Here is a 9833-nt window from a genome sequence, read left to right as displayed (position 1 = left end):
CATGTTGTTCGCGGGATCGGATCGGGACGGCGTGGCCAGTGGGCAGATCACGGTGGCGTACCGGCGGTGGGCCGAGCCGCGGGTGGTCGAGGGGCGGATCTACCGGACGAACGCCGGGCGGATCGAGATCGACAGCATCCGCCAGGTGAACCCGGACCTGATCGCGGACGGCGACGCCGACCTGGAGCCGGCCGATCGCCGGAATGCGCGGGACGTCCGCCGCCGGTTGCGCGGCGACGAGTCGTTGCCGACGTTCCTGATCCGCTTCCACCTCGTCGAGGGGCCGGATCCGCGCGAGGAGCTGGCCGCGCAGACCGAGCTGTCGCCGGACGACCTGGACGACCTGCGGGCGCGCCTGGGCCACTTCGACGAGCTCAGCCACCACGGGGCCTGGACGCTGGAGACGCTGCGGCTGATCCAGACCCGGCCCGCGACCCGGGCCGCCGACCTGGCGGCCGCCGTGGGGCGCGAGACGGCGCCGTTCAAGCTGGACGTCCGCAAGCTCAAGAACCTTGGGCTCACCTACAGCCTCGAGGTCGGCTACCGGCTCTCGCCCCGGGGTGCGGCGTACTTGGATGCTGAGGGCAACTAGCGGCGCAGGTTGAGGGTCGCCAGCAGGTCCTCGTGCAGCTCGAACCAGACGCGGTGGCAGGAGTCGACGTCGCTGCGGTCGACGTCCTGCCGGGCGAGTGCGGCGGAGAAGCGGATGTCGTACCCCTGGAACCGTGGCAGGACTTGCACGAGCCGCTCGACGATGCCGCCGAGCGCGCCGTCGATCACCTTGAGTTCGTGCAGGACGCCGGCGTCCCACTCGGCGTCCGTGTGGTCATTGGCCGCGAGCGGGTCGGTCGGCGTCGGCCGTAGCTGCCAGTCGGTGCAGGCCTGTTGCAGGAGACCGTTGAGCGGCAGGAAGTCGGCGTACACCGCGCGCACCGCATCGACGTCTGTGAGCTCGGCCTTCAGGAGGCGCTCGTTCTCGGCGCGGCCGGCTTCGGTGAGCGACCAGCCCGAGGTGCCCGCGAAGCTGCTGTACGTCGCCCAGCCGCGCGCCTCGGCATCCCGCAACGCCTCCTCGACGTCGTGCTGGTCGAAGCGTCGAGCGATCGCGGGCGCGTCCGCGAAGCCGAGCAGCCGTACGGCGTGCAGAACCAGGTGCATCATGACTCCTGCCGCGCGGCCAGCCGGTTGAACCGCTGCTGGCAGGCCTGCGGGGAGCTGAACCCCATCGCGTCGGCCATGTCCGCCCAGGTCAGCCCCGAACTCCTCGCCATGAACAGCAGGCCGGCCTCGACCTCGTCGACCTCGGCCCGGGCGGCCGGCAACAACGCGAGCGCTGCCAGCAGCTCGTCGTTGGTCAGGTCGGCCGCGCGCCAGGCGGCGAACTGGGTGAGATCCACCGCGGACAACGGGATCGGCGCCGGGCGCCACGGCCGGCGCGGCAGGTCCTTTGCGCCTTTCTCGAGCAGTTGCTCGCGGGCCTCGTGCTGACGTTCGGCCTGTTCCTGGTCCGCGTCGTGCTTGCGTCGCATCCGCCCACAGTGGATCATCAACAGAACGTTGTCAATGTTTTGTTGTCAACGTTTCGTTGATAGGAGATGCGAGATGCTGGTGCCACTCGCCGCCGCGATGGTCGAGGAGTGCGGTGCCAAGGCGGCCACGCTCGGCACGCTCATCCGCTCGGGTTTCCCGGTGCCGGAGGGCGTCGTCGTTCCGTTCGGCGAGCGGTTCGGGCGTGACCTGCCGGAGGAACTCGTCCCGGAGCTCGCGCGGTGGCTCGACGGCGCCGGCGGGGCGCCGGTGGCGGTGCGGTCGTCCGCTGCGAACGAGGACACCCCGCTCGCCTCGGCAGCTGGGCAGCACGACAGCTTCCTCGGCGTACAAGGGTTTGCTGCGGTGATGGACGCCGTACGGGCCTGTCAGGCGTCGGTGTGGTCGGCGCGTGCGACGGCGTACCGGGGCGGGGCCGAGGCTCCGGCGATGGCGGTGATCGTCCAGCGTCACCTGGACGCCGACGTGGCCGGCGTGATGTTCACCCGCGCGGACGGCTCCACGCTCATCGAATCCTCATGGGGCCTCGGCCCGAGCGTCGTCGAGGGACGAGTGACACCAGACTCGTACCAGGTCGCCGCTGACGGCGCCGTGACCCGCACGATCGCCGACAAGCGGGTATCCCTCGACCGCAACGGCCCGAGCCTCGTCGTACGCCAGGTCGCGCCCGCCCAACGCCGTACGGCGACCCTCACCGACGCGACCGCCCGACAACTCGCCACCCTCGCGCGAACCGTCGCCGAGCTGCTGGGCGCGCCACAAGACATCGAGTGGGCCTTGACCGAAGGCACCCCGTGGCTCCTGCAATCCCGCCCCATCACAGCCGAACCACCGACTCCCACCACCCACGAAGCACCCCTGATGGGCATCCCCGGCAGCCACGGCACCGCAACAGGCCCCGCCAGAATCGTCCGAGGCCCAGCCGACTTCCCGAACGTCCACCCCGGCGACATCCTCATCTGCCCCCACACCGACCCCGCCTGGACCCCGCTCCTGTCCATAGCAGCAGGCGTAGTCACCGAAACCGGCGGCACACTCTCCCACGCCGCAATAGTCGCCCGAGAACACCAAATCCCCGCGGTTCTTGCCCTCCAGGCCGCCACCCGGGCAATACCCAACGGCGCCAGAATCACGATCAACGGCACCACGGGTGTGGTGCACCTGTGAGGGCGAGCAGGGACCTTCGGCCCTAGAGAGCGGGGCTTTCGGACTAGTCAGAAAATATGACTCTCCGTTACTGTCTTCTCGGATCCCGAGGGGGGCTCGGGGACCGGGGGGAGAAAAGTCATGTCTCAGCAGTATCCGCAGTACACGAATCAGCCGTCGCCCGACGGTGGGCTGAACCAGCAGTTCAGTCCGCAGCTCCAACCGCAGAATCCACCGAATTCGCCGCAGTTGCCGCCGTTGCAGCCGCCGAAGAAGCGGCGGCGCTGGGTTCCCTGGGCGGTTGCCGCCGGCACGTTCCTGCTCGGCCTGATCATCGGCTCCGCAGGCAACGGCACCAGCACCTCGCCCAACGCAGCCGCTGGAGCGCCGCAACCGACGGTGACGAAGACAGTTCCCGGTCCGGCCGGCGCCACGGTCCCAGGCCCGACTGTCACGAAGACGGTTCCTGGTCCGGCCAGGACGGTGACCGCACCGCCGCCCGGTCCGAAGGCCGCGATCTCGGAGGACGGGGTCTATCTGGTGGGCGTCGACATCAAGCCCGGAACGTACCGCAACGGCAACGAAGGCGACTGCTACTGGGCGCGCCTCAGGAACACCAACGGCGACCTGGACAGCATCATCGCCAACCACAACGGCGGCAACCAGGTGGTCACCATCAAGAAGTCCGACAAAGCCTTCGAAACCAGGTACTGCGGCGCCTGGACCAAGATCGGCTGACCGGAGGGGATCATGTCGAATTCCATTGCGGCCGCCAGCCGAGTGGCGGTCGCCATCGGCGTCATCAAGTGGGTACTGATCGGCCTGGCGATGGTCACCGCTGGAGTGACCGTCCTGCTCGCGCTGGTGAACGACACAACCGACTACAGCGCCACGGTGGCGACGCTGACCGTGGTCAGCTGTGTCGTCTGGTGCCTGTTCGTATGGGTCCTGTTCGGCTGGTTCGAGCACACCCTGTCGGCCCTGCTCGCCATCGCCCGAAACACCACGCAGCAACTACCCGGCACGTACGCCGTACCGCCGGCGCCCTATGACCGGCCGTAGAACCCAATGCTTGTGCCAGAGGCGGGAGTTGAACCCGCACGCCCGGGGGCGCCGGCACCTAAAGCCGGTGTGTCTGCCGTTCCACCACTCTGGCTGGGGGGAGGGTCGCCTCCCCTAGGTGGACATCCTAGGGGAGGCGCGGTCTGTCAGCGGCTCTGGAGGGCGTCGATGAAGACGCTCTTCAGGTCGCCGGGGTTGCGGGCGACGTAGGCCGCGCCGCCGGTGGCTCCGGCGAGGGCGCTGAGTTCGTCGGCGTTCGCCTCGGGGCCCATGCCCAGGGCGATGATGCGGACCGGGCGGGCCGGGTCCTGCAGGCTGCGGAGCGCCTGCACGGCCTGGGCCAGCGTCGGGCTGCCGGGGTCGTCGTTCTTGCCGTCGGTGAACAGCAGGACCGTGTTGACCGCGTTCGACTTGTACTCCTGCCGGACCTGCGTGACGGCGGCGATCGCGGTGTCGTACAGCCCGGTGCCGCCGTTCGGGATCGGGCCCTGGATCTTCAGCTGGGCGGTGATCTTGCCGCGCTGGACCTTCGACAGCGGCGCGATCGGCACCAGCGGCTTGTAGTCGGCGCCGAGCTTGCCGATCTTGGTCGAGAACGTCCACAGGCCGAGCTGGGCGCTGTCCGGGAACAGCGTCAGACCGCCGATCGCCGCCTCGATCGTGAGCTGCATGCGGGTCTTGCTGCCGACCTTCTCGGCCATCGAGCCGGAGACGTCGATGACGGCGAGCGAGTGCGTGGACAGCGACAGCCGGGTCCAGTTCTGCAGCGTGGTGTTGATCGCCTCGCTGGTCGGCTTGGTCAGCTGGTTCACGTCGCCGACGCCGCGGCCGCCGCTCAGCGGGCTGAACGTGGTGTCCCGGAAGCCGGCCGTGTCACGGGCCTGTCCGGCGCTGTCGGTCAGCAGCTCACCGGCCAGCGCCTGCGCGGCCTCGTTCGCCGCGTCGGTGTCGGACTTCGCGGTGACCACGATCGGGTAGTCCAGGTACAGCGTGCCGGTGCCCGGCTGGATCGCCCGCAGCTGGGTGTCCGGGTGCGACTCCTGGTACTTCACGAAGCTCTGCTCGGTCGCCGGCACGACGGTCTTGCTGCCGTCCTGGTCGGCACGCCCGAACAGCGCGTTCACGTCGGAGTACGGCTTGGCCATCGATCCGAGGTGCTGCGCGAGCGGTACGACGAGCTGCGACACCTGGCCGTCGGACGCGGACGTCTTCTGCCGCTCCATCTGCACCGCCAGCAGCGTCAGCGCGCCGGGGGAGGTGTTCAGCGGGTCGAGCAGGGCCGGCTCGCTCGCGCCCAGGATGCGCAGCCAGGACGAGGTGTCGCCGAAGTTGTCCCGCCGGCCGACGATGACCATCGGCGACGTGGCGATCGAGGCGACCGCGATGTTCGGGACGCTCTGCCCGTCGTCGGCCTGGGCCACCCACAGCGAGGAGTCCGGGACCCACAGGTCGGGCCGGTTGTCGCTGCCGTGCGCGACGTCCCGTGCGACCTGGGCCGACGGTGCCGCGCTGATGGTGATCTGCAGGCACGGCGTGCCGTCCTTACCGCCCTTGGCGGTGAGCGACTTGGCCGCCGCCTCGAGCGGGGCCTGCATCTCGGGCGTGGTGGACAGCTGGATCTGCGTCGGGTCGGCGCAGGCCTTGCCGGAACCGAGGAACCCGTCGGCGCCCGACTCGGATCCGAACGAGCGGACCACGAAGACGGCACCGAGCGAAAGCACCAATAGCCCGACCGCGGTGATGTACACCGAGCGACGGTTGTTGTTACTACGCGTCACCGCAGAGGAATGTTTTCCCATCGCGGCAGGTTCCTCCCTCCCAGAGGCTGACTGCGCGCGCAGATTACCCGGTTTCCGCACGTCACGGCGAAGGCCGCGAACTGTCGTGACACACCCGTCGCTGAACCGGAACCGTCCCCGGAGTACGGCTCTTTCACAGGAACGCTTAAAAACTCACCCTGCGTATCGACTCCGCTGCGATGCGCTGAGACTTTCGTGTGACCCAAATCACAGCAGGACTTTGCTCAAACGACCGTTCCATGGACCACCCTCATGAAACGGTCGAAGGTTTCCCTCCGGTAACGCTCGCAAGGAGGTGCCTTTTCACAGCCGTTCCACAGGGCTTCTCACAGGCCGAGGTCGCGACGCAGCTTGGCGACGTGGCCGGTCGCCTTCACGTTGTACTGCGCGACCGCGATCTTCCCGTCCGGGTCGACGACGAACGTGGACCGGATCACGCCGGTCACCTTCTTCCCGTACATGGTCTTCTCGCCGAACGCGCCGTACGCGGTCAGCACCTCCTTGTCCGGGTCGCTGAGCAGCGGGAACGTCACGCCGTCGCGGTCGCGGAACTTGGCCAGCTTGGCCGGCTTGTCGGGGGAGATGCCGAGGACGGCGTACCCGGCGGCCTGCAGCGAGTCGAGCGAGTCGCGGAAGTCGCAGGCCTGCTTGGTGCAGCCCGGGGTCATCGCGGCCGGGTAGAAGTAGACGATCACGTTCTTGCCGCGCAGACCGGCCAGTGCCACGTCGTTGCCGTCGGCATCGGGCAGGGTGAAGTCGGGTGCGGTGTCGCCGACGGACAGACGATCGGACATCAGGTCCTCCACGGGTTGGGCTGCTGCGCGCAATGTTACGTGCGCGAAAACTGCCGCCGGTTGGAGGTGCGAGCGGCGCCGCGGTGGGTGAAGATGCGCAGATGAGCCGCATACCGTCCCGCCGGCTGTTCGACGGCTATCTGGACCCGCGCCGCCCGCATGCCGGGGCGTACGACGAGATGTTCGATCCGGTCGACGGCGTGCGGACGGCGTACAAGCGGCTGCACGACTCGCTGGAGCCGTTGCAGCCCGCCGACCTGACGGCCAGGTCGGAGGCGCTCGACCGGGCGCTCGTGGACCAGGGGATCACGTTCAGCCTGTCCGGCGAGGAGCGGCCGTTCCCGCTGGACCTGGTGCCGCGGGTGATCACGGCGTCGGAGTGGTCGCGGCTGGAGCGTGGTGTCGTGCAGCGGGTGCGGGCGCTGGAGGCGTTCCTCGCCGACATCTACGGGGACCAGCAGATCGTCGCGGACGGCGTCCTGCCGCGCCGGCTGATCACCTCCTGTGAGCACTTCCACCGGCAGGCCGCCGGGATCGCACCTCCGAACGGCGTCCGGATCCACGTGGCGGGGATCGACGTGGTGCGTGACGAGCAGGGCGACTTCCGGGTGCTGGAGGACAACCTGCGCAGCCCGTCGGGGGTGTCGTACGTGATGGAGAACCGCCGGACGATGGCGCGGGTGTTCCCGGACCTGTTCGCCAAGCACCGGGTCCGCGCGGTCGGTGACTACGCCGTCCATCTGCTCCGGGCGCTCCGGGCTGCCGCTCCACCGAGCGCCACCGATCCGAACGTCGTCGTGCTGACGCCGGGCGTCTACAACTCGGCGTACTTCGAGCACTCGCTGCTGGCCCGTCAGATGGGCGTGGAACTGGTCGAGGGGCGGGACCTGTTCGCCCGCAACAACGTCATCTACCTGCGGACCACGGAGGGTGAGCAGCGGGTCGACGTGATCTACCGGCGGATCGACGACGACTTCCTGGACCCTGTGCAGTTCGTACCGGACTCCGTGCTCGGTGTCGCCGGTCTGGTGAACGCGGCGCGCGCGGGCAACGTGGTGATCGCCAATGCGATCGGCAACGGTGTCGGCGACGACAAGCTGATCTACACGTACCTGCCGGAGATCCTGAAGTACTACCTCGGTGAGACGCCGCTGCTGCCGAACGTCGACACCTACCGGTGCTGGCTGCCCGCGGAGCAGGCAGAAGTACTGGACCGCCTCGACGAGCTGGTCACGAAGCCGGTGGAAGGCTCCGGCGGGTACGGCATCGTCTTCGGCCCGGACGCGTCGCCGAAGGAGCTGCAGGCGCAGCGACGCCGGATCAGGGCCAATCCACGCGGCTGGATCGCGCAGCCCGTCGTCCAGCTGTCCACTGTGCCGACGAAGGTCGGTGAACGGCTGCAGCCGCGCCACGTGGACCTGCGGCCGTTCGCGGTCAACGACGGCGAGGACGTGTTCGTTCTGCCGGGCGGCCTGACCAGGGTGGCGATTCCGGAAGGCAGTCTGGTCGTCAACTCGTCACAGGGCGGCGGCTCCAAGGACACCTGGGTGCTGGCGCCCAGGGCCTCCGGGGAGGACGCCGAGCTGCGCGGTCCGGGTCTGGGAACGCCCTCGGTGAAGTCGGACAGTACGCCGGAGCAGGGGCCGGAGCTGAACGTCGCCCAACAGCAGCAGCAACAGTGATGGGGAGGTGCTGACGATGCTCGCACGCAACGCCGAGTCGCTGTACTGGATCGGCCGGTACGTCGAACGCGCGGACGACACCGCGCGGATCCTGGACGTCTCGGTGCACCAGCTGCTCGAGGACGCCACCGTCGACGCCGACACGGCCAGCCGCCGGCTGCTCTCGGTCCTCGGCATCACTCCGCCCGACGGCAGCGAGCTGGACGTGTGGGGCCTGACCGAGCTGGTCGCGATGTCACCGGAGACCGGGTCGATCGTGTCCTCGATCGCCAGCGCACGGGAGAACACCCGGGTCGCGCGGGAGGTGGTGTCGAGCGAGCTGTGGCAGTGCATCAACGCGATGTGGAACGCCGTCCCCGAGCGGCAGCGCGCCGCGCGGCGGGTGGGGCCGCACGAGTTCTTCACGTTCGTGGAGGACCGGGCCGCGATGTTCGCCGGGCTGGCCGACTCCACGATGAGCCGGGACGACGGCTGGCGGTTCCTGGTCCTCGGGCGGTCGGTGGAGCGGGTCGACATGATCGTCCGGCTGCTGATGTCCCGGGTCGGCGACCGGCCGACCTCGCCGGGCTGGGTGACGGTACTGCGCTCCGCGGGCGCTCACGACACGTACCTGCGGACGTACCGCGGTGCGCTCGACGCGTCTCGGGTGGTGCAGTTCCTGCTGCTGGACCGGCTGTTCCCGCGGTCCGTGTTTCACGCGTTGCAGCAGGCGGAGTCCTGTCTCGACCACCTGGACCACGGGCCTTCGGCCCGGATAGGCGCCGGGGCGGAGGCGTCGCGGTTGCTGGGCAAGGCGCGGAGCGATCTGGAGTTCCTGCGGCCGGCTGACCTGCTGGACGACCTGACCGGCAGACTCCAGGCCCTGCAGACGACGGTCCGCGAGGTGGGCGAGGCAGTGTCGCGGCAGTACTTCCACGCGGTGCCGTGGATCGAGTGGAACAACGCGGAGGTGAACCTGTGAACTGGCGTCTGCGCGTTGTCCACACGACGGGCTACAGGTACGCGACGGCGGTCACGCAGTCGTACAACGAGGCCAGACTGACCCCGCGGCACGACAACCGGCAGAACCTTATGGTTGCTCGTCTGGAGACCGTTCCGGCGGCCCGTGCCTACAAGTACACGGACTACTGGGGTACTGAGGTCAACGCGTTCGACCTGCAGACGCCGCACACCGAGCTGAAGGTGGTTGCGGCCTCGGTCGTCGAGACGACCGACCAGGCCGCACCGACCGCCGAGGTGACCTGGGTCCAGCTGAAGTCACCTGAGGTCCTGGACACGTACGCCGAGTTCCTCGAATGGACCAGCTACGTCCCCAAGCATCGGGAGCTGTCTGCGGTCGCCCGCTCGTTGCGCAAGGGCCGTACGCCGGAGGAGACCGTCCTGGCGGTCTCCAAGTGGGTCCACGACAAGCTGAAGTACCAGCGCGGCACGACCGGTGTGCACTCGTCCGCCGTCGACGCCTGGCAGGCCGGTGAGGGCGTCTGCCAGGACTACGCGCACCTGACGCTGGCCATGCTCCGCGCGGTCGGTGTCCCGGCCCGCTACGTGTCGGGCTACCTGCACACCAAGCCGGACGCCGCGGTGGGCGAGAAGGTCGTCGGCGAGAGCCATGCGTGGATCGAGGCCTGGACCGGGCAGTGGTGGGGCTTCGACCCGACCAACGACATCTCGATCGGGCACCGGCACGTGTGGGTGGCGACCGGCCGGGACTACGCGGACGTGTCGCCGCTGAAGGGCATCTACTCCGGCGGCGCGGCGACAGCCATCGAGGTGACCGTCGACATGACCCGGCTAGCCTGAGC

General features: G+C 69.0%; 11 protein-coding genes and 1 tRNA gene. 7 read left to right on the top strand and 5 right to left on the bottom strand.

From position 1 onward, the window contains the following. Position 1 precedes the first annotated feature (1 nt). Positions 2-592, top strand: coding sequence for a hypothetical protein (locus tag ABZW60_RS01205; protein ID WP_355472759.1), 591 nt, complete (start codon positions 2-4; stop codon positions 590-592). Here the strand turns inward: ABZW60_RS01205 and ABZW60_RS01200 are convergent. Both ABZW60_RS01200 and ABZW60_RS01195 read right to left on the bottom strand, forming a co-directional pair. Further along, positions 589-1161 (bottom strand): transcriptional regulator, encoded by a 573-nt coding sequence (locus ABZW60_RS01200; RefSeq protein ID WP_355472757.1) that lies wholly within the window; start codon positions 1159-1161, stop codon positions 589-591. The two genes, ABZW60_RS01205 and ABZW60_RS01200, sit on opposite strands and share 4 nt — an antisense overlap. Next, on the bottom strand, positions 1158-1529 hold the full coding sequence (locus ABZW60_RS01195) for a hypothetical protein (RefSeq protein WP_355472756.1): 372 nt from the start codon (positions 1527-1529) through the stop codon (positions 1158-1160). Before ABZW60_RS01195 ends, ABZW60_RS01200 begins: the two co-directional genes overlap by 4 nt. A gap of 73 nt (positions 1530-1602) precedes the next feature. Between ABZW60_RS01195 and ABZW60_RS01190 the strand changes: the two genes are divergently transcribed. The 3 genes from ABZW60_RS01190 to ABZW60_RS01180 all read left to right on the top strand — a co-directional run bounded on the left by ABZW60_RS01190 (position 1603) and on the right by ABZW60_RS01180 (position 3756). After that, entirely contained in the window at positions 1603-2715 is a 1113-nt protein-coding gene (locus ABZW60_RS01190) for a PEP/pyruvate-binding domain-containing protein (RefSeq protein WP_355472754.1), read from the top strand. 120 nt (positions 2716-2835) lie between these two features. Further along, positions 2836-3432 carry a hypothetical protein gene (locus ABZW60_RS01185; protein WP_355472752.1) on the top strand — a complete coding sequence of 199 codons (597 nt, stop codon included), beginning with the start codon at positions 2836-2838 and terminating at the stop codon, positions 3430-3432. 12 nt (positions 3433-3444) lie between these two features. Continuing rightward, complete coding sequence (locus tag ABZW60_RS01180; RefSeq protein ID WP_355472750.1) at positions 3445-3756, top strand: hypothetical protein; 312 nt, start codon at positions 3445-3447, stop codon at positions 3754-3756. 13 nt (positions 3757-3769) lie between these two features. On the opposite strand, the gene ABZW60_RS01175 is transcribed toward ABZW60_RS01180, so the two are convergent. From ABZW60_RS01175 to bcp, 3 genes are all read right to left on the bottom strand, one after another. After that, positions 3770-3850, bottom strand: a tRNA-Leu gene (locus ABZW60_RS01175). Positions 3851-3902: 52 nt separating this feature from the next. Continuing rightward, on the bottom strand, positions 3903-5534 hold the full coding sequence (locus ABZW60_RS01170) for a substrate-binding domain-containing protein (protein ID WP_355472749.1): 1632 nt from the start codon (positions 5532-5534) through the stop codon (positions 3903-3905). Positions 5535-5881: 347 nt separating this feature from the next. Further along, positions 5882-6349, bottom strand: a complete 468-nt coding sequence (bcp, locus tag ABZW60_RS01165; protein ID WP_355472747.1) for a thioredoxin-dependent thiol peroxidase — start codon at positions 6347-6349, stop codon at positions 5882-5884. 101 nt (positions 6350-6450) lie between these two features. On the opposite strand from bcp, the gene ABZW60_RS01160 reads away from it, so the two are divergent. The 3 genes from ABZW60_RS01160 to ABZW60_RS01150 are packed head-to-tail and all read left to right on the top strand — an operon-like array spanning position 6451 to position 9831. Next, on the top strand, positions 6451-8031 hold the full coding sequence (locus ABZW60_RS01160; protein WP_355472745.1) for a circularly permuted type 2 ATP-grasp protein: 1581 nt from the start codon (positions 6451-6453) through the stop codon (positions 8029-8031). A 16-nt stretch (positions 8032-8047) separates the two neighbouring features. Further along, the gene (locus tag ABZW60_RS01155) at positions 8048-8992 is read left to right on the top strand and encodes an alpha-E domain-containing protein (RefSeq protein WP_355472743.1); all 945 of its coding nucleotides are present in this window, start codon (positions 8048-8050) and stop codon (positions 8990-8992) included. Beyond that, positions 8989-9831, top strand: coding sequence for a transglutaminase family protein (locus ABZW60_RS01150; RefSeq protein ID WP_355472741.1), 843 nt, complete (start codon positions 8989-8991; stop codon positions 9829-9831). Before ABZW60_RS01155 ends, ABZW60_RS01150 begins: the two co-directional genes overlap by 4 nt. Positions 9832-9833 lie beyond the last annotated feature (2 nt).

Source organism: Kribbella sp. NPDC003557 (assembly GCF_040610805.1).
In the GTDB taxonomy this organism is placed as follows: domain Bacteria; phylum Actinomycetota; class Actinomycetes; order Propionibacteriales; family Kribbellaceae; genus Kribbella.
This window is presented reverse-complemented; position numbering and strand designations above follow the sequence as displayed.